Source organism: uncultured Streptomyces sp., from assembly GCF_947488945.1.
GTDB lineage: Bacteria > Actinomycetota > Actinomycetes > Streptomycetales > Streptomycetaceae > Streptomyces.
On the sequence record NZ_CANLBS010000011.1, the window covers coordinates 25,042 to 44,192 of the forward strand.

The 19,151-nt window shown below is 70.6% G+C and carries 13 protein-coding genes and 1 tRNA gene; 5 read left to right on the top strand and 9 right to left on the bottom strand.

The window, feature by feature from the left end; all coding sequences use genetic code 11:
• The first annotated feature begins 179 nt into the window (after positions 1 to 179).
• Positions 180 to 1,613 carry a pyruvate kinase gene (gene pyk, locus Q0994_RS18790; RefSeq protein WP_299536280.1) on the top strand — a complete coding sequence of 478 codons (1,434 nt, stop codon included), beginning with the start codon at positions 180 to 182 and terminating at the stop codon, positions 1,611 to 1,613.
• Between the two features lie 10 nt (positions 1,614 to 1,623).
• Here pyk and Q0994_RS18795 read toward each other — a convergent pair whose 3' ends face one another.
• Both Q0994_RS18795 and Q0994_RS18800 read right to left on the bottom strand, forming a co-directional pair.
• Positions 1,624 to 2,412 (bottom strand): helix-turn-helix domain-containing protein, encoded by a 789-nt coding sequence (locus Q0994_RS18795; protein ID WP_299536282.1) that lies wholly within the window; start codon positions 2,410 to 2,412, stop codon positions 1,624 to 1,626.
• Between the two features lie 88 nt (positions 2,413 to 2,500).
• A tRNA-Leu gene (locus Q0994_RS18800) sits at positions 2,501 to 2,583 on the bottom strand.
• Positions 2,584 to 2,677: 94 nt separating this feature from the next.
• Here Q0994_RS18800 and Q0994_RS18805 point away from each other — a divergent pair.
• Positions 2,678 to 3,331 carry an ANTAR domain-containing response regulator gene (locus tag Q0994_RS18805; RefSeq protein ID WP_299536283.1) on the top strand — a complete coding sequence of 218 codons (654 nt, stop codon included), beginning with the start codon at positions 2,678 to 2,680 and terminating at the stop codon, positions 3,329 to 3,331.
• Positions 3,332 to 3,410: 79 nt separating this feature from the next.
• Here Q0994_RS18805 and Q0994_RS18810 read toward each other — a convergent pair whose 3' ends face one another.
• The 6 genes from Q0994_RS18810 to Q0994_RS18835 all read right to left on the bottom strand — a co-directional run bounded on the left by Q0994_RS18810 (position 3,411) and on the right by Q0994_RS18835 (position 10,180).
• Positions 3,411 to 4,127, bottom strand: coding sequence for an ABC transporter ATP-binding protein (locus tag Q0994_RS18810; protein ID WP_299536285.1), 717 nt, complete (start codon positions 4,125 to 4,127; stop codon positions 3,411 to 3,413).
• The gene (locus tag Q0994_RS18815; RefSeq protein WP_299536287.1) at positions 4,124 to 5,071 is read right to left on the bottom strand and encodes an ABC transporter ATP-binding protein; all 948 of its coding nucleotides are present in this window, start codon (positions 5,069 to 5,071) and stop codon (positions 4,124 to 4,126) included. Before Q0994_RS18815 ends, Q0994_RS18810 begins: the two co-directional genes overlap by 4 nt.
• 5 nt (positions 5,072 to 5,076) lie before the next feature.
• Positions 5,077 to 6,801: a branched-chain amino acid ABC transporter permease gene (locus Q0994_RS18820; protein WP_299536289.1), complete on the bottom strand. Its 1,725-nt coding sequence runs from the start codon at positions 6,799 to 6,801 to the stop codon at positions 5,077 to 5,079.
• Between the two features lie 5 nt (positions 6,802 to 6,806).
• A complete protein-coding gene (locus Q0994_RS18825) occupies positions 6,807 to 7,739 on the bottom strand; it encodes a branched-chain amino acid ABC transporter permease (RefSeq protein WP_299536291.1) in 933 nt (310 codons plus the stop codon).
• Positions 7,740 to 7,835: 96 nt separating this feature from the next.
• Positions 7,836 to 9,074, bottom strand: a complete 1,239-nt coding sequence (locus Q0994_RS18830) for a branched-chain amino acid ABC transporter substrate-binding protein (protein WP_299536293.1) — start codon at positions 9,072 to 9,074, stop codon at positions 7,836 to 7,838.
• A gap of 635 nt (positions 9,075 to 9,709) precedes the next feature.
• The gene (locus Q0994_RS18835) at positions 9,710 to 10,180 is read right to left on the bottom strand and encodes a PaaI family thioesterase (protein ID WP_299536295.1); all 471 of its coding nucleotides are present in this window, start codon (positions 10,178 to 10,180) and stop codon (positions 9,710 to 9,712) included.
• Positions 10,181 to 10,311: 131 nt separating this feature from the next.
• Between Q0994_RS18835 and mptB the strand changes: the two genes are divergently transcribed.
• Entirely contained in the window at positions 10,312 to 11,784 is a 1,473-nt protein-coding gene (gene mptB / locus Q0994_RS18840) for a polyprenol phosphomannose-dependent alpha 1,6 mannosyltransferase MptB (protein WP_299536297.1), read from the top strand.
• A gap of 51 nt (positions 11,785 to 11,835) precedes the next feature.
• Here mptB and Q0994_RS18845 read toward each other — a convergent pair whose 3' ends face one another.
• Complete coding sequence (locus Q0994_RS18845) at positions 11,836 to 14,112, bottom strand: FdhF/YdeP family oxidoreductase (RefSeq protein ID WP_299536299.1); 2,277 nt, start codon at positions 14,110 to 14,112, stop codon at positions 11,836 to 11,838.
• Between the two features lie 165 nt (positions 14,113 to 14,277).
• On the opposite strand from Q0994_RS18845, the gene polA reads away from it, so the two are divergent.
• Both polA and Q0994_RS18855 read left to right on the top strand, forming a co-directional pair.
• Entirely contained in the window at positions 14,278 to 16,989 is a 2,712-nt protein-coding gene (gene polA / locus Q0994_RS18850; RefSeq protein WP_299536300.1) for a DNA polymerase I, read from the top strand.
• A gap of 352 nt (positions 16,990 to 17,341) precedes the next feature.
• Complete coding sequence (locus Q0994_RS18855; RefSeq protein WP_299536302.1) at positions 17,342 to 19,102, top strand: lytic transglycosylase domain-containing protein; 1,761 nt, start codon at positions 17,342 to 17,344, stop codon at positions 19,100 to 19,102.
• The last annotated feature ends 49 nt before the right edge of the window (positions 19,103 to 19,151 follow it).

Consider the following 19,151-nt stretch of genomic DNA (forward strand, 5'->3'; position numbering starts at 1 on the left):
CCGCCCACCCCCGACCGCCCCGAAAACCCCTCGAACAACCCCCGCGAAGAAGCGGAAAAACGCTCATCGGAGCAACGCCCCGCCCACTTCAACAGTCATCAACAACCCTTCATCCAAAGGTGGTTGAGGAGTCACCCCGACAGAAATACCTACTCGTAGGTAAGGTCTAGGCTCGAAACATGCGCCGAGCGAAAATCGTATGCACCCTGGGACCAGCCACCGACACGTACGACCAGATCAAAGCCCTGGTCGAAGCCGGCATGGACATCGCCCGCTTCAACCTCAGCCACGGCACCTACCCCGAACACGAACAGCGCTACCACCACGTCCGCCGCGCCGCTCAGGAAACCGGCCGCAGCGTCGGCATCCTCGCCGACCTTCAAGGCCCGAAGATCCGCCTCGGGCGATTCCACGAAGGCCCCGTACTCCTTGAACGCGGCGACGACTTCACCATCACCGTCGAACCCCTCGAAGGCGACCGCACCATCTGCGGCACCACCTACGACGGCCTCGCCGCCGACGTCACCCCCGGCGAACGCATCCTCGTCGACGACGGCCGCGTCACCCTCGAAGTCACCGCCGTCGACGGCCCCCGCGTCCGCACCACCGTCGTCGAAGGCGGCATGGTCTCCGACCACAAGGGCCTCAACCTCCCCGGAGTCGCCGTCTCCGTCCCCGCCCTCTCCGACAAAGACGTCGAAGACCTCCGCTGGGCCCTCGACATCGGCGCCGACATCGTCGCCCTCTCCTTCGTCCGCAGCGGACGCGACATCGACGACGTCCACGCCATCATGAAGGAGCAGGGCCGCACCCTCCCCGTCATCGCCAAGATCGAAAAACCCCAGGCGGTCGACAACATCGAGGACATCGTCGCGGCCTTCGACGGCATCATGGTCGCCCGTGGCGACCTCGGCGTGGAAATGCCCCTCGAACAAGTCCCCATCGTCCAGAAGCGAGCCGTCAAACTCGCCAAGCGCAACGCCAAACCGGTCATCGTCGCCACCCAGATGCTCGAATCGATGATCGACAACTCCCGCCCCACCCGCGCCGAAGCCTCCGACGTCGCCAACGCCATCATCGACGGCACCGACGCCGTCATGCTCTCCGGCGAGACCAGCGTCGGCACATACCCCGTCGAAACCGTCCGCACCATGGGCCGCATCGTCGAAGCCGCCGAGGAGGACATCCTCGCCAAGGGCCTCCCCCCGCTCACCGACCGCAACAAACCACGCACCCAGGGCGGCGCCGTCGCCCGCGCCGCCGCCGAGATGGGCGACTTCCTCGGCGCGAAATTCCTCGTCGCCTTCACCCAGAGCGGCGACACCGCCAAACGCCTCTCCCGCTACCGCTCGCCCATCCCCCTCCTCGCCTTCACCCCCGACGAAGCCACCCGCGCCCAGCTCAACCTCACCTGGGGCGTCGAAAGCTTCCTCGGCCCCCACGTCGAGTCCACCGACGCCATGGTCGCCCAGGTCGACGAGGAGCTGCTGCGGATCGGCCGCTGCCGCAAGGGCGACGTCATCGTCATCACCGCCGGCTCACCCCCCGGCATCGCGGGCTCCACCAACCTGGTCCGGGTGCATCACGTGGGCGAGGACGACAGCCCCAAGTAGGCCCCGGTCGTCAGTACTTCGGCCCGACGTGCGCGTCCATGAGAGCGACGGACGCCCGTCGGGCTACGGAGATGTTGAAGGGATCGCTGCCTCTGGCCAGCGTGGTCCACTCCACGCCGACGGCCGTGAGGGTCGCACCGAAGAGGCCGCGGATGTCGTCGGACTTGTTGGCGAACACATAGCGGGGATACTCGTATCGTTTTCGTTCTCCGCCCACGAGCCGAGTGGTCCAGTTCGTGATCCGGCAACCGTCGGAATGAATGAGTCCGCGGACGAAACCCCACGGATACTCGTCCACGATCTCTTGCTGCCAGGGATCCAGGGCGATCCGTCGTTCGTGCTTCCTTCCCGGGCCGTGCTGGGGAAAGAGGCAGATCAGGTACTTGGAGTAGACCTTGATGTTGTGGCATCCGGTCTTGCGGATCCGGCACGTGGCGTTGGCGGGGAACACGGCGCGCATCGCCGTCTCGGCCTCGTCCTGAATGCCCGGCCAGGCGTCATCGAGCGTGATCGTGAGGCTAGGGACTCTGTGTCCCGCGTACACGCTCACGTGGCCGTCGCCCAGATAGAGGCCGAGCAGATAGGCGTAGGCAGCCGTATCCAGCGGGGCGGCGTCGCAGCGGGGGCATGCGTGTTTATGACGGCCGGGACACGTACCGAGTCTGGCCCGTTCTTTATGCAGCCAATAGGAGACGGTGCCGCGGGGCACGTTCAGGCGCCGAGCCGCCTCGGCAGCGCTCGTGCCGGAACTCATGAGGTCCAGGGCCTTCTGACGGACCTCGCTACCGTGAAAGCTCATACAGCTACCGTGCGTGACGGTCGTGCTATCTGGAAGCAAAAAAGCGGAAATCCACGAGAACGTGGAAATCCGCTTAAGTCCTTCTCAGTGCCGAGTGCGGGACTCGAACCCGCAAGCCCTTTCGGGCAGATGTGTTTGAGACATCCGTGTATGCCATTCCACCAACCCGGCGAGGTCGCTCGGCAGCAGTGTACCGGTTGCCCCCGGGCCGTCGCAGCTAGGTAGGCTCTTGGCAGCAGCACGCCTGTCCTTACCGAGGAGCCCCGTGACCACGCCCGAGTCGCCCGAGCCCGTTACCGCCGACGACGACAAGTCGCACGTCCCGCCGCTGACGACCCGCGTCGTCATCGCCGAGGACGAGGCGCTCATCCGCCTCGATCTCAAGGAGATGCTGGAGGAGGAGGGCTACGCCGTCGTCGGTGAGGCCGGGGACGGTCAGCAGGCCGTGGAGCTGGCCCGGGAGCACAAGCCGGACCTGGTCATCCTCGACGTGAAGATGCCGGTGCTCGACGGCATCTCCGCGGCGGAGAAGATCGCCGAGGAGTCCATCGCGCCCGTCCTGATGCTCACCGCGTTCTCGCAGCGCGACCTGGTGGAGCGGGCTCGTGACGCCGGTGCGATGGCGTACCTGGTGAAGCCGTTCAGCAAGAGCGACGTGGTGCCCGCGATCGAGATGGCGGTGTCCCGGTTCGCGGAGCTGAAGGCGCTGGAGAGCGAGATCGCGGACCTGTCCCAGCGGCTGGAGACGCGCAAGCTGGTGGACCGGGCGAAGAGCATCCTGCAGACGGACTACGGGCTGTCGGAGCCTGCGGCGTTCCGCTGGATCCAGAAGACGTCGATGGACCGCAGGATGTCGATGCAGCAGCTCGCGGAGGCGTTGATCGCGGACGCCGAGGAGAAGAAGAAGGCCGCGGAGTAGGCGGCGCGCGCGGTACGTGGACGGGCCCGCCCGGGAGAGACCTCCCGGGCGGGCCCGTTCGCGTGGGTGGCGCAGGGGGTCAGTCCTCGCCGAGGTAGGCCTTGCGGACGGACTCGTCGTGCAGGAGGTCCGCGCCGGTGCCGGAGAGGACGATCTTGCCGACCTCCATGACGTGGCCCTGGTCCGCGAGGGAGAGGGCGGCCTGGGCGTTCTGTTCGACCAGCAGGATCGTGGTGCCGGACGCCTTGAGTTCGACGATGGTCTCCATGATCTTCTGCATCATGATCGGCGAGAGTCCCATGGAGGGTTCGTCGAGCATGAGCAGCTTGGGCTGCGACATGAGGGCGCGGCCCATGGCGAGCATCTGCTGTTCGCCGCCGGAGAGGGTTCCGGCGGCTTGCTTCCTGCGTTCCCCGAGGATGGGGAAGAGGTCGTAGGCGCGCTGGACGTCCTTCTCGATGCCTGCCTTGTCGGTGCGGAGGAATGCGCCGAGTTGGAGGTTCTCCGCGATGGAGAGGCGGGGGAAGATGTGGCGGCCTTCGGGGGAGTGGGCGAGGCCGAGTGCCACGATCTTGTGGGCGGGGACGCCGGCGAGGGGTTTCCCGTCGAAGAGGATGCGGCCGCCGGAGGGCTTGAGGAGGCCGGAGAGGGTGCGCAGGGTGGTGGTCTTGCCGGCGCCGTTGGTGCCGATGAGGGTGACGACCTGGCCGGCTTCGACGGTGAAGGAGATTCCCTTGACGGCTTCGATCTTGCCGTAGGCGACGCGGAGGTCTTCGACTTCCAGCAGTGCGGTCACTGGGCTTCCCCTTCCGGGCGGGTGGTGCTGGTGGTGCCGGTGGTGCGTGGTGCCGGGTCGGTGGGCGTCCCGGTGGTGGTGTCGGTCGTGCCCGCCGTGTCGGTCGCGTCCGGCGCACCGGTCGTGCCGGTCGTGTCCGCCGCGGTGTTGTCGGGTGCGGCTTCGAACGGGGTGCCGAGGTAGGCGGCGACGACGCGTTCGTCGCTCTGGACGACGTCGGGGGTGCCTTCGACGAGTTTTTCGCCCTGGACGAGGCAGGCGACGCGGTCGCAGAGGTTGAAGATGAAGCGCATGTCGTGCTCGATGACGAGGACGGCGATGCCCATGTCCCGGATGGCGAAGATGAGTTCTTCGGTGACGCGGGTTTCCTGCGGGTTCATGCCGGCGGTGGGCTCGTCGAGGAGGAGGAGTCCGGGGTCGCTGGCGAGTGCGCGCGCGATCTCCAGCTTGCGCTGGTCTCCGTAGGGGAGGTTGCGGGCGAGGTGGTCGGCCTTGTCCTGGAGGCCGATGAACTCGAGGAGTTCCATGGCTCGGGCGTGGGAGGCGGCTTCGGCGCGTTTGAAGCCGGGGCCGCGCAGGAGGGCGGACCAGAGGCCTTCTTTGGTCCTGGTGTGGCGTCCGACGAGGACGTTCTCCAGGACGGTCATGTTGGCGAAGAGCCGGATGTTCTGGAAGGTGCGGGCGATGCCGGCCTGGGTGACGAGGTGCGGCTTGGGCGGGAGGACGGTGCCCTTGTAGCTGACCTTGCCTTCGGTGGGGACGTAGAGGCCGGTGAGGCAGTTGAAGAAGGTGGTCTTGCCGGCGCCGTTGGGGCCGATGAGTCCGACGATCTCGCCCGCGTTGACCGTGAGGTCGACGTCGCGTACGGCGGTGAGGCCGCCGAAGCGCATGGTGACGCCGCTGGCGTCGAGGACGGTGGTGGTGGTTTCGGTGGTGGTGGTCATGGTGTTCAGGCCCCCGCCTTCACGGTGCCGACGCCGTTGTCGGGGAGGGTGCCCCCGGGGGTGTCGAGTTGGCCGGTCTCGTGGAATTCGAGCTGGGCGCGCCGGTTGGCGATGAGGCCTTCGGGGCGGAAGCGCATCAGCAGGATGAGGGCGAGGCCGAATCCGAGGAGTTGGTAGTCCTGGAGGAACTGGAGTTTGGCCGGGATCATGTAGAGGAGGGTGGCGCCGATGAGGGGTCCGCTGATGGTTCCCATGCCGCCGAGGATGACGGCGGCGAGGAGGAAGGCGGAGTTGGGGGGCACGGGTCCGGCGAAGACGTACATCTCGGGGACGACGGTGGACTGGACGTGTGCCTGGACGGTGCCGGCGAGGCCGGCGAGGGTGGCGCCGAGGGCGAAGGCGATGAGTTTGACGCGGAAGCCGTTGATGCCCATGGCGGTGGCGGCGGTTTCGTCCTCGCGGATGGCGACCCAGGCGCGGCCGATGCGGGAGCTGCCTGCGCGGCTGAAGACGAGGACCACGAGGATCATCGCGAGCAGCATGAGCAGGTAGTAGTTGGCGTAGCCGCCGAGTTCGATACCGAGGACGGTGTGGGATTCGCCGAAGTCGTATCCGAAGAGGACGAGGTCGGGGATGTTGGGCACGCCGTTGGGGCCGTTGGTGATCTGGGGTCCGGAGACGCCGTCGAGGTTGCCGACGGTGATGCGGAAGATTTCGCCGAAGCCGAGGGTGACGATGGCGAGGTAGTCGCCGCGGAGGCGGAGGGTGGGTGCGCCGATGAGTACGCCGAAGATGAGGGAGACGGCGGCGCCGGTGAGGACGGCTGCCCAGAAGGGGAAGTGGATGTCGAAGGCGGATGCGGTGGTGCCGGAGACGAGGGCGGCGGTGTAGGCGCCGACGCCGAGGAAGGCGACGTATCCGAGGTCGAGGAGTCCGGCGAGGCCGACGACGATGTTCAGCCCGAGTGCGACGGTCGCGAAGATGAGGATGTTGACCGCGATGAGGGTGTACTGGTCGGTGCTCTGGGTGAAGGGGAAGGCGGCTGCGGCGACGAAGGCCGCGGCGACCGCGATGGAGCGGTACTTGGTGGTGAGGCCGGAGAGGCGGGCCATGACGCCGGCTTTGAAGAGGGCGCCGACGGCGAATCCGGCGGTGATGAGGTAGCCGGTGAAGAGTTCGGCGTATTCGGTGTCGATGCCGTAGGTGACGACGAAGAGTCCGGTGCCGAAGGCGGCGACGATGATGAGGATTTCGGCCCAGGAAGGGAGTTCCTTGGGTCGGGTCGCCTTGTGGGTGTCGTCGGGGAGGCGGAAGGCGACGAGCGGGATGGCGGAGGCCAGGGCCGCGATGTAGCCGCCGGGTTCGAGGTTGACGACTCCGCCGAGTTCGACGGCGATGGCGATGACGGTGAACCAGGTGGTGCCGAAGGCGCCGAGGGCGAGGAGTTGGAGGGCTTTGGTGGTTCCGGTGGGGGCGAGCCAGCGCAGGCCGCGGGTGTCGAGTGCGGCGAGGGCGTAGAGGACGACGAGGAGGCCGGCGGTGAGGGTGAGGAGTTGGAGGCCGCCGGGGTAGCCGTAGACGGTGAGGTCGCCGGGGAATTCGTCGGTGTACGTCCAGGAGAGGAACGTGGTGGCGATGGTGGCGAGTCCGCCGAGTGCGGTGAGTGCGCGCAGGCGGGTGGTGGCGGTGCCGGCCGCGGTGGGGGTGTTGGTGGTGGTGTTGGTGGTCATGGCTTTCACGCCCTGTCCGCGACGCGCTCGCCGAGCAGGCCTTGTGGCCTGACGAGGAGGACGACGATGAGAAGTACGAAGGCCCAGACGTTGGCCCAGGCGCCGCCGCCGAGCTGCTGCATGCCGGGGATTTCTTCGATGTAGGCGATGGAGAGGGCTTCGGCGAGGCCGAGGACGACGCCGCCGACCATGGCTCCGTAGATGTTGCCGATGCCGCCGAGGACGGCTGCGGTGAAGGCCTTGAGTCCGAGGATGAAGCCCATCTCGAAGTTGATCTGGCCCTTGTCGAGGCCGTAGGCGACGGCGGCGACGGCGGCGAACGCGGCTCCGATGGCGAAGGCCATCACGATGATGCGGTCGGTGTTGATGCCCATGAGTTTGGCGGTGTCGGGGTCTTGGGCGGTGGCCTGCATGGCGCGGCCGCTGCGGCTCTTGGCGACGAAGAGGCCGAGGGCGAGCATGCAGAGGGGGGCGAGGACGAGGACGAAGGCGTCGGCCCGCTGGAGGTAGAGGTTGTCGAAGATCTTGAAGGATTCGCCGTGGAATTCGGGGAAGCTTCGGGGTTTCTTGGCGTCGGGGTAGAAGCCCCAGACGAGTTGTTGCAGGACGATCGAGAGGCCGATCGCGGTGATGAGGGGGGCGAGGCGGGGGGCGCTGCGCAGGGGTCGGTAGGCGAAGCGTTCCGCGGCGGTGGCTACGGCGACGGAGGCGAGGGCGCCGCCGACGATCATGAGTGGGATGGCCACCAGGAGCGTCGTTCCGCTGGGGAGCGCGATGTAGGTGGTGAGGGCGCCGAAGCCCCCGATCATGAAGATCTCGCCGTGGGCGAAATTGATGAGCTGGACGATGCCGTACACCATGGTGTACCCGATGGCTATGAGGCCATACAGGGCTCCGAGTGCGAGGCCGTTGGCCAGCTGTTGCGGCAGTTCGTTCACCGCAGTGCCTCCGATGAGCTTGTCGGATATGACGCCGCGCGGGGGCGCTGTTGCGCCCCCGCGCGGTTGTGGGTCTGTGGGGGTGGTGCGGGTGGGTCAGTCTTCGAACGTGGCGCTCTTGACGTCCTTCCAGGCGCCGGTCTTGACCTCGTAGACGGTGAGCTGCTTGTTGGTGGTGTCACCGAACTCGTCGAAGGCGACCTTGCCGGTCACGCCGTCGAAGGAGACCTTGGACATGGCTTCGGTGATCTTGGTGCGGGAGTCTTCGGGGAGCTTGCCGTCGTTGGCGGCGGCGACGGCCTTGACGGCCTGGATGAGGGACCAGGCGGCGTCGTAGGAGTACCCGCCGTAGGCGGCGAAGGGGTCCTTGTAGCCGGCGGCGGTGTAGTCCGCGATGAAGGTCTTGGCGGTCGGCAGGGCTTCGACGGGGTAGCCGACGGAGGTGGCGAGGTCGCCGTCGTTGGCTTCGCCGGAGGCGCTGATGAAGGCCGGGTCGTAGATGCCGTCGCCGCCCATGGTGGGGATCTTGGCGCCGGTCTTCTTGATCTGGTCGGAGAGCAGGCCGCCCTCGGGGTACTGGCCGCCGAAGTAGACGGAGTCGGCGCCGGAGGCCTTGACCTTGTCGGCGGTGCTGGAGAAGTCGGTCTCCTTGACCGTGACGTGGTCGGTGCCGGCGATCTGGCCGCCGAGGCGCTTGAACTCGGCGGTGAAGATGGCGGCGAGGCCGGCGCCGTAGGTCTGCTTGTCGTCGACGACGTAGACCTTCTTCTTCTTGGCGTCGTTGAAGAGGTACTGGGCGGCGAACTTGCCCTGGACGACGTCGGTGGCGCAGGTGCGGAAGTAGGTGTCGAAGGGGCGCTTGGCGGCGCCGGGGGTGGCCCAGTCGTCGCCCTGGCTGAGGGCGGGGTTGGTGTTGGCGGGGGAGACCTGGGCGAGTCCGGCCTTCTGGAAGACGCCCTGCATCGACTGGGAGACGCCGGAGTTGAGGGGGCCGACGACGCCGATGACGTCCTTGTTGCCGACGAGCTTGGTGGCGTTGGCCTGTCCGGAGGCGGGGACGGCCTGGTCGTCGAGGGCTTCGATCTTGAATTCGATGCCGGGGACTTCGTTGTTCTTGTTGGCGGTCTTCGCCGCGAGGTCCGCGGAATTCTTGATGCCCTGGCCGAGTGCGGAGAGGGAGCCGGTCAGCGGGGCGTCGACGCCGATGACGACGGTGGTCTTGGCGTCGCTGCCCTTGTCGCCGCTGCTGTCGTCGTCGCGCGATCCGCATGCGGTGAGGGTGAGTGCTCCGGTGGTGAGCATGGCGGTGAGGATGAGCAAAGAACGGTGTCGCACGAAAGGTCCTTTCCCTGGCGCGGCCTCCTCGCTCGAGGTGCCGTGTCGTTCGCCGGGCCGTACTGGTCTCGGTACAGGGCCGTGGTGCAGTCGCGCCCGGCGGCGCGGTGACTGGCGGTGACTCTAGGCGCAGGCGGTGGGGTGGGGGACGGGTGTGGGTCAGGATGTGACTGTCTTGTTATGCCGTCGGGGAGACTGTGCGTCCACTGTGTGGACATGTACCGTTTTTCCGCTCGCCGGTTTTTCTCGCATGATGAGAACGCGCAGCTCTGTTAAGGGGCTTGGACTGATCTTGGTGCTGACGCGTGGATGGGGGGCGTGCGGGGTAGGGGGGTGCGCGCCGGGGTGGGGCGGTGGGGGGTGCGGGTGGTCCTGCGGGGTCCCGCGCATTGCGCGAATGTTACGCAGTGTTACGTCGGGCGGGTGTGTGCTGCCGTCCGTGGTTGGTACGGCCGCGGTGGTGCTCACAAGTCACTGTCCGTGGCCGTGAGTTGTCGAGATCCGTGGTCAACCCGGTGTGAGTGTAGGGGACATGAAAATGCCCGGCGCCACGCTGCGGAGCGTGGCGCCGGGCCGTGGTGCGGGTGCGTCGGGCGGGGTCCGCAGCGGCGGGCCGGTCCGCGGATGTGCCGGGATCAGCCGGCCGAGGGGGCGGGGGCGTCGCGCAGCAGGCAGGTGAGCCGGGCGGTGCAGACGCGCTTGCCGGCCTCGTCGCTGACGACGATCTCGTACGTGGTGGTGGTGCGGCCCCGGTGGACGGGGGTGCCGACGCCGGTGACCAGGCCGCTGCGCACGCCCCGGTGGTGGGTGCAGTTGAGGTCGACGCCGACGGCGATCTTGCCCGCGCCGCCGTGCAGCATGGCGCCGACGGAGCCGAGGGTCTCGGCGAGAACGGCGGAGGCGCCGCCGTGCAGGAGACCGTAGGGCTGGGTGTTGCCCTCGACGGGCATGGTGCCGACGACCCGTTCGGCGGACGCCTCGGTGATCTTGATGCCCATGCGGGTGCCGAGGTGTCCGGCGGAGAACTGCGCGTCGAGGTCGATGCCGAGTGCGGCGTACTCGTCGACGATCTCCTGCGGGAACGTGGGTGCGGTGTGCTCGCCCATGGGGCCGGCTCCGTTCGTCTGCGGGGTGTGGTGCTGTGCCGTCCGTTCCTATCAGAACGCTGAGCGAACGCTCAGGGAAGAGGGGGCACCGGTTTCCCGGCCGGTCACGCGCGTTCGATAGGTTTCCTGTCATGTGGGCACTGAGCGCCGTGGATCACCGGCGGCTGGGAATGGCCGGGGCCGTCGCGGTCGCCGCGGGCGGCTGGGCGGCGGGGCGGCTGCCCGCGCACGACCCGTGGGGGCTGTGGGTGGCGCGGGGGCCGGCGGTGACCACCGCGGCGACGCTGCTCGCCTACGCGGGGCTGGCGGTGCTGGTCGCCGCCTGGTGGGGGTACGGGCGCACGGACCCCTCCGCCCGCGACGTCCGAGGCACGCTCGTCCGCTGGGCCGCGCCGCTGCTCGTGGTACCGCCGCTGCACTCCGCCGACGTGTACAGCTACGTCGCCCAGGGCGCGATGGTGCTGGAGGGGCACGACGTGTACGGCGAGGGGCCGTCCGTGCTGGACCCGGCCGGGCGGGGCGGTGACGCCGCCGCGAGCGTCGGCCACCACTGGACGCACACCCCCGCCCCCTACGGGCCGTTCTTCCTCGTGCTGGCGCGCGCCGCCGCCTGGCTGACCGGTGGTGCGATCGTTCCCGCGGTGCTGCTGATGCGGCTCGTCGCGGTGGGGTCGCTGGTGCTCGTCGTGTGGGCGGTGGCCAGGCTGGCGCGGGACCACGGTGTCGGCGAGGGCGGTGCGCTGTGGCTGGCCGCGCTCAACCCGCTGCTGCTGGTCCACGTGGTGGGCGGCATCCACAACGACGGGCTGATGGCGGGCCTGACGCTGGCCGGCGCGGTGCTGGCGCTGCGCGGCCGCTGGGTCGCCGGTTCGGCGCTGATCGGGCTCGCGGTGCTGGTGAAGTCGCCGGCGGCGGTGGCGCTGCTGTTCGTCGGCGTCGTGGTGGGCCGGGCGGCCGCCGGGTCCGCGGCGCGCCGGGTGGCGAAGGGACTGCTGGGGCCGGGGCTGGTCGCCTCGGCGGTGGCGGTGGGCACGACGCTGCTGGCCGGTACCGGGTTCGGGTGGCTGCGGACGCAGAGCGTGGCGGGGACGATCCACACCGCGCTGTCCCTCTCCAGCGACGTCGGGCTGGGGGTCGGCCTGCTGCTGCGGTCGGCGGTGGGCGCCGATCCGCAGGCGGTGAAGTCGGCGGTGGGGACGCTGGGTCTGGCGGTCGCCGGGGTGCTGATCCTGGTGCTCGCGCGCCGGGCGGCGGTGGGCCGGACCGAGCCGGTGCACGCCCTGGGGCTGGGGCTGGTGGCGCTGGTGGTGCTGTCGCCGATGGTGCAGCCCTGGTACCTGCTGTGGGGGACGGTGGTGGTCGCGGCCACCGGGTGGCGCGGCACGGCGGGCCGGTGGCTCGCGGTGGCGTCGGCGGCGCTGGTGTTCGTGACGCACCCGACGGGGGCGACACCGTGGTACGGCTTCGTGACGGCGGGCGTCGTCGCGGCGGGGCTGGCGGTGGCGGTGCGCCGGGAGCGGCGTGCGGTGTCCGGCGGGGCGGTGCTGCCGGGGCCGCGCCGGGCGGCGGACGCCCCCGTCGAGGCGGCGCCGGAGGCGGTCTGAGCGAGCGGACCCGGCCCGCCCCTCGCGAGGGGCGGGCCGGTGGCGGGCGGGTCAGCCCGTGGTGTTCTCGAAGCGGACGACGACGGACTTGCTGGCCGGGGTGTTGCTGATGTCGGCGGTCGCGCCGAGCGGTACCAGGACGTTGGTCTCCGGGTAGTACGCGGCGGCGCAGCCGCGGGCGGTGGGGTAGTGCACCACGCGGAAGCCGAGGGCGCGCCGTTCGGTGCCGTCGCGCCATTCGCCGACGAGGTCGGTGTAGGCGCCGTCGGCGAGGCCGAGCGCGCGGGCGTCGTCGGGGTTGACGAGGACGACGCGGCGGCCGCCCTTGATGCCGCGGTAGCGGTCGTCGAGGCCGTAGATGGTGGTGTTGTACTGGTCGTGCGAGCGCAGGGTCTGCAACAGCAGCCTCCCTGCGGGGAGTTCGGGGTACTCCACGGGTGCGGCGGTGAAGTTGGCGAGGCCGGTCGCGGTGGGGAAGCGGCGTTCGTCGCGGGGGGCGTGCGGGAGCTGGAAGCCGCCGGGGGCGGCGACCCGGGCGTTGAAGTCCTCGAAGCCGGGCACCACGCGGGAGACGCGGTCGCGGATCGTCGCGTAGTCCTTCTCGAACTCCTCCCACGGGGTGGTGGAGGCGGGGCCGAGGACGGCTCGGGCGAGGCGGGCGACGATGGCGGGTTCGGACAGCAGGTGCGGGCTCGCGGGGGTGAGGTTGCCGCGCGAGGCGTGGACCATGCCCATGGAGTCCTCGACGGTGACGAACTGCTTGCCCGAGGCCTGTACGTCCTTGTCGGTGCGGCCGAGCGTCGGCAGGATCAGGGCGCGGGCGCCGGTGACGGCGTGCGAGCGGTTGAGTTTGGTGGAGACGTGGACGGTGAGCGCGGCGCGGCGCATCGCGGCCTCGGTGACGTCCGTGTCGGGGGTCGCGCCGACGAAGTTGCCGCCCATGGCGAAGAAGACCCTGGCCTCGCCGTCGCGCAGCGCCTCGATGGAGCGGACCACGTCGTAGCCGTGGTGGCGGGGGGAGACGATGCCGAACTCCCGGTCGAGGGCGTCGAGGAAGGCGTCCGAGGGCCGCTCGAAGATGCCCATGGTCCGGTCGCCCTGGACGTTGGAGTGGCCGCGCACGGGGCAGACGCCGGCGCCGGGGCGGCCGATGTTGCCGCGCAGCAGGAGGAAGTTGACGACTTCGCGGATGGTCGGCACGGAGTGCTTGTGCTGGGTGAGGCCCATCGCCCAGCAGACGATGGTGCGCTTCGAGGCGAGGACCATGGCGAGGGCGCGCTCGATGCCGGCGCGGTCGAGGCCGGTCGCGGCGAGGGTGGTGTCCCAGTCGGCCTCGCGGGCGGCGGCGGCGAACTCCTCGAAGCCGTGGGTGTGTTCGGCGACGAAGGCGGTGTCGACGGCCCCTTCGGTCTCCAGGACCAGCTTGTTGAGGAGGCGGAAGAGCGCCTGGTCGCCGCCGATGCGGATCTGGAGGAACAGGTCGGTCAGCGCGGTGCCCCTGATCATGCCCTGCGGGGTCTGCGGGTTCTTGAACCGCTCCAGTCCGGCCTCGGGCAGCGGGTTCACCGAGATGATCTTCGCGCCGGCCCTCTTGGCCTTCTCCAGCGCGGACAGCATCCGCGGGTGGTTGGTGCCCGGGTTCTGCCCGGCGACGATGATCAGGTCCGCTTCGTGCAGGTCGTCGAGGGAGACGCTGCCCTTGCCGATGCCGATGGTCTCGGTCAGCGCGGAGCCGGAGGACTCGTGGCACATGTTGGAGCAGTCCGGCAGGTTGTTGGTGCCGAACTCGCGGGCGAAGAGCTGGAGGAGGAAGGCCGCCTCGTTGCTGGTGCGGCCGGAGGTGTAGAAGAGGGCCTCGTCGGGGGAGGAGAGCGCCTTCAGTTCCTCGGCGAGGATCGCGAAGGCGCGGTCCCAGGTGACGGCCTCGTAGGTGTCGGAGCCCTCGGCCAGGTACATGGGATGGGTGATGCGGCCCTGCTGGCCTAGCCAGTAGCCGCTGCGGCCGGCCAGGTCGGACACGGGGTGGGCGGCGAAGAAGTCCGGGGTCACCCGGCGCAGCGTCGCCTCCTCGGCGACGGCCTTGGCGCCGTTCTCGCAGAACTCCGCGGTGTGCCGCCGGTCGCCCTCCGGCCAGGCGCAGCCGGGGCAGTCGAAGCCGTTCTTCTGGTTGACCTTGAGGAGGGTGGCGGCGGTGCGCCGCAGCCCCATCTGCTGCCGGGCCATGATCAGGCTGTGGGCGACGGCGGGCAGTCCGGCGGCGGCGTGCTGGACGTCGTCGACCTGCGGGGCGTCCTGGACCGGGTCTCCGGTCGGGGGCTTGGTGGCCATGATGCTCCCCTTCGAGCGGCTGTACCTGCCATCGATCTTGTCACGGCGCTGCGGCGCGGTGGGCGGTGCGCCGGGCGGTCCTGGGCGGCGGGGCGGGGGTGTGCGCGGTGGCCGCGGGGCGTGACGCGGTCCGGATTGTCGGTGGTCCGTGGCAGGATCGGGGACGTGGCTGAGACAGCATCGAAGAAGACGGCAGACAACCGACCGCGCCTGCTCCTCATGGACGGGCACTCCCTGGCGTACCGGGCGTTCTTCGCCCTGCCCGCGGAGAATTTCACGACCGGGACGGGGCAGCCGACGAACGCCGTGTACGGCTTCGCCTCGATGCTGGCGAACACGCTGCGCGACGAGGCGCCCACGCACTTCGCGGTGGCGTTCGACGTGTCCCGCAAGACCTGGCGCTCGGAGGAGTTCCCCGAGTACAAGGCGAACCGCTCCAAGACCCCCGACGAGTTCAAGGGGCAGGTGGAGCTGATCGGGGAACTGCTCGACGCGATGAGCGCCGACCGGTTCGCCGTCGACGGCTTCGAGGCGGACGACGTCATCGCGACGCTCGCCACCCGCGCCGAGGCGGCCGGGTTCGAGGTGCTGATCGTCACCGGCGACCGCGACTCGTTCCAGCTGATCACGGACAACGTCACCGTGCTCTACCCGACCAAGGGCGTGTCGGAGCTGACCCGTTTCACGCCCGCCAAGGTCGAGGAGAAGTACGGCCTCACCCCCGCCCAGTACCCGGACTTCGCCGCGCTGCGCGGCGACCCGTCGGACAACCTGCCCGGCATCCCCGGCGTCGGCGAGAAGACCGCCGCGAAGTGGATCAACCAGTTCGGTTCGTTCGACGAGCTGGTGGCCCGCGCCGACGAGGTCAAGGGCAAGGCCGGGCAGAATTTCCGCGACCACCTGGAGTCGGTGCGGCTCAACCGCCGGCTGACCGAGATGGTCCGGGACGTGGAGCTGCCCAAGGGTCCCGAGGACCTGGCGCGCGCCCCGTACGACCGTACGGCGGTCACCGGGGTGCTGGACGTGCTGGAGATCCGCAACCCGAGCCTGCGCGAGCGGCTGATGGCGGTCGACCCCGGCGCGGCGCAGGACGAGGCCCCGGCCCCGGCGGCCGGCGTGGAGCTGGACGGTTCGGTGCTCGCCACCGGCCAGGTCGCCGGGTGGCTGGCCGAGCACGGCGGGCAGCCGCTGGGCGTCGCCACCGTGGACACCTGGGCGCTGGGCACCGGCCGGGTCACCGAGCTGGCGCTCGCCGCCGCCGGCGGGGCCGCCGCCTGGCTGGACCCGGCGGAGCTGGACGCGGACGACGAGCGCGCCCTCACCGGCTGGCTCGCCGACCCGGCCCGCACGAAGGTCCTGCACAACGCCAAGAGCGTGATGCGGGTCTTCCCCGAGCACGGCTGGCACATCGAGGGCGTCTCCATGGACACCGCCCTCGCCGCCTACCTGGTGAAGCCGGGCCGCCGCTCCTTCGCGCTGGACGCCCTCGCCGTGGAGTACCTCGGCCGGGAGCTGGCGCCCGCCGCAGCGTCCGACGGGCAGCTCGCCTTCGGCGCCGACGACCGGGCCGAGGCCGACGCCCTGATGTCGCAGGCCCGCGCCGTCCTCGACCTCGGCGGCGCCTTCACCACCCGGCTCGCGGAGGTCAACGCCACGGACCTGCTGCACGACATGGAGCTGCCCACCTCCATCCTGCTGGCCCGGCTGGAGCGGCACGGCATCGCCGCCGAGCGCGCCCATCTGGAGGCGATGGAGCAGCAGTTCGCCGGAGCCGTGCAGCAGGCGGTGAAGGAGGCGCACGCCTCGGTGGGCCGCGAGTTCAACCTCGGCTCGCCCAAGCAGCTCCAGGAAGTCCTCTTCGGCGAGCTGGCCCTGCCGAAGACGAAGAAGACGAAGACGGGTTACACCACCGACGCGGACGCGCTGGCCTGGCTGGCGGCGCAGACCGAGCACGAGCTGCCCGTCGTCATGCTGCGCCACCGCGAGCAGGCGAAGCTGCGGGTCACCGTCGAGGGCCTGATCAAGTCGATCGCGACGGACGGCCGCATCCACACCACGTTCAACCAGACCGTCGCGGCGACCGGCCGGCTCTCGTCCACCGACCCCAACCTGCAGAACATCCCGGTGCGCACGGACGAGGGGCGGGCGATCCGCCGCGGGTTCGTCGTCGGCGAGGGCTTCGAGACGCTGATGACGGCGGACTACAGCCAGATCGAACTGCGGGTGATGGCCCACCTGTCCGAGGACGCCGGTCTCATCCAGGCGTTCACGTCGGGGGAGGACCTGCACACCACGGTCGCCTCGCAGGTGTTCGGCGTCGAGAAGTCGGCCGTCGACCCGGAGATGCGCCGCAAGATCAAGGCCATGTCCTACGGCCTCGCGTACGGCCTGTCGGCGTTCGGGCTGTCCCAGCAGCTCAACATCGAGGCCGGCGAGGCGCGCGGCCTGATGGACACCTACTTCGAGCGGTTCGGCGGGGTGCGGGACTATCTGCGCCGGGTCGTCGAGGAGGCCAGGGCCACCGGGTACACCGAGACGGTCTTCGGCCGCCGCCGGTACCTCCCCGACCTGAACAGCGACAACCGCCAGCGGCGCGAGACCGCCGAGCGGATGGCGCTCAACGCCCCGATCCAGGGCACCGCCGCCGACATCGTCAAGGTGGCGATGCTCCGGGTGGACGAGGCGCTGACCGGGGCCGGGCTGACCTCGCGGATGCTGCTCCAGGTCCACGACGAAATCGTCCTGGAGATCGCCGCGGGCGAGCGGGAGCAGGTCGAGCGGATCGTCCGCGAGCAGATGGCCTCCGCCGTCGAACTCCGCGCCCCGCTGGACGTGTCGGTCGGCGTCGGCCGCGACTGGGAGTCGGCGGCGCACTGACCTCCGCGACGGTCCCGCACCCGCAGGACCGCACGCGCGTCCCCACGGGGGCGGTACCCGGCTCTCCGGCCGGGTACCGCCCTCTCCTGCATGCCCCGCCGCCGTTGCCGGGTGACGGGGCGGCGACCTGCGGGCGGACGCCCGGCCACCGGGGCGGGACGCACCGCACAACGGCGGCACAACGCGCGCCCAACGCCCGCCGAATCCGGCTCCGCGAACCGTCCGCGCCGTGTGAAAAAGCGGTAAGAACCGGTCAGCCCGCCATGTCGGCCCGCCCCAACGTGCCGTAGGGTCACCTCAGTCCAGGCGCTGGGGAGCGCGGACAGTCGTCGACGGGGAGGGACCGATACGTATGGCAGCGCAATTCGGACGCCGGCTGCGCCGGGGAGCCACCAACACAGCGGTGGCCGCGGTCGTGGTGGCGGCGCTCGCCGCCTCGCAGGCTCCGGGCGCACCCGGAGCGGACCGGGCCGGCGCCGACGACCCGTCGACCGCCTCGGAGTCCGGCCCGGACACCGCGGCGTCCGACGGAGCGGGCGACGAGCGGTACTACACCGACCTGCCGCCGCTGACGACGCCCTCGAAGCCGAAGACCTCCGTCGACCTGCCCCTCACCGGCAGCGCCGAATCGGGCATCCCCGCGACCGTGCTCGCCGCCTACAAGCAGGCCGAGGCGGACCTCGCGCGCACCGACGCCGCGTGCCGGCTGCCCTGGCAACTCCTCGCCGCGATAGGCAAGGTCGAGTCGGGACAGGCGCGCGGCGGCAACGTCGACGCGCGGGGCACCACGCTCTCCCCGATCCTCGGCCCCGCACTCAACGGCCAGGGCTTCGCGCTCATCAAGGACTCCGACGGCGGCGCCTACGACGGCGACTCCACCCACGACCGCGCGGTCGGCCCGATGCAGTTCATCCCGCAGACCTGGGCCACCTGGGGCCAGGACGCCAACGGCGACGGGCGCAAGGACCCCAACAACATCTACGACGCCGCGCTCGCCGCAGGACGCTACCTCTGCGCCGGGAGCCGCGACCTCGGTCTGGCCACCGACCTGGACCGTGCCGTCCTCAGCTACAACCACTCCACCGAGTACCTGCGCACCGTGCGGACCTGGTTCGCGTACTACCAGGACGGCGTGCACGAGGTGCCCGACGGCACCGGCGTCCTGCCGGTCACCTCCAGCGGCGGCGGCCGCGCCACCGCGGGCCCGACGCCGACGCCCGGCGCCCCGGCCTCCGGCACGTCCACCCCCGGCTCCGGCCCCTCCGCCTCCCCGAGCCCCTCCCCGACGCCGTCCACGCCGTCGACGCCGTCCGCCCCCGGCACCCCCACGCCGACGCCGACCCTCCCCACCGTGCCGCCCCCGACGAACCCGCCGACGCCGCCCGCCTCCTCGACGCTCGGCAGCGTCGTCGACGCCGGCACGGGCGCGCTGACCGCGCTCACCGGCGACGCCTTCGAGGGACGGATCGCCGTACGCGCCCTGAGCACCACCGGCAAGGCGTTCGCCAGGACGCCGGTGACGTTCACGATCGCCGGCGACACCGACGCCCGCTTCGCCGACGGCACTGCCACCGCCACGACGGCCACCGGCACCGACGGCGTCGCCACCGCCCCCGTGATCCGGGCCGGCGACACCACGGGGGCGTTCCGGATCGTCGCGGTCGTCGGCACCGGCGCCAGGCAGCTGACGTTCACCTATCTCGCGACCGTGAACGCCCGGCACGCCGACGCCCTCGCCCGCACCGGCGACACCGCGCTGAGCGCCGCCACCGGGACGGAGTTCGCCGACCGCGTCGGGATCAAGGCCACCCGCGGCGGAGCCGTCGCGGCGGGCGTGGCGGTCACCGCCACGGTCCTGACCGGCGGACTGCTGCCGGTCACGGACGACAAGGGCCCGTACTTCGAGGACGCCGACGGCGAAGCGGTCCGCACCCTGTCCGGCCTCGTCACCGACCAGGACGGCCTGCTCACCCTGCCGGTGCTGCACGCGGGCACCGCGCCGGGGACCTACCGGCTGAGCCTGGTCGCGGCGGGCGGCGGCACCGTCGTCGTCGAGCTCACCGTCGAGGCCCCCGAGGCGTCCGCGTCGCCCGCGGCCTCCGCGACCCCCTGACGGCCGCGCACCACGCACCAGGACGGCCCCGGCGCACGCCGGGGCCGTC

Bases quoted from the DNA above. Each gene is read 5' to 3' on its own strand.
- pyk (WP_299536280.1), top strand. From the start codon at position 180: ATGCGCCGAGCGAAAATCGTATGCACCCTGGGACCAGCCACCGACACG.
- Q0994_RS18795 (WP_299536282.1), bottom strand. From the start codon at position 2,412: ATGAGCTTTCACGGTAGCGAGGTCCGTCAGAAGGCCCTGGACCTCATG.
- Q0994_RS18815 (WP_299536287.1), bottom strand. From the start codon at position 5,071: ATGACCACCACCACCGAAACCACCACCACCGTCCTCGACGCCAGCGGC.
- Q0994_RS18820 (WP_299536289.1), bottom strand. From the start codon at position 6,801: ATGACCACCAACACCACCACCAACACCCCCACCGCGGCCGGCACCGCC.
- Q0994_RS18835 (WP_299536295.1), bottom strand. From the start codon at position 10,180: ATGGGCGAGCACACCGCACCCACGTTCCCGCAGGAGATCGTCGACGAG.
- mptB (WP_299536297.1), top strand. From the start codon at position 10,312: ATGTGGGCACTGAGCGCCGTGGATCACCGGCGGCTGGGAATGGCCGGG.
- Q0994_RS18845 (WP_299536299.1), bottom strand. From the start codon at position 14,112: ATGGCCACCAAGCCCCCGACCGGAGACCCGGTCCAGGACGCCCCGCAG.
- Q0994_RS18855 (WP_299536302.1), top strand. From the start codon at position 17,342: ATGGCAGCGCAATTCGGACGCCGGCTGCGCCGGGGAGCCACCAACACA.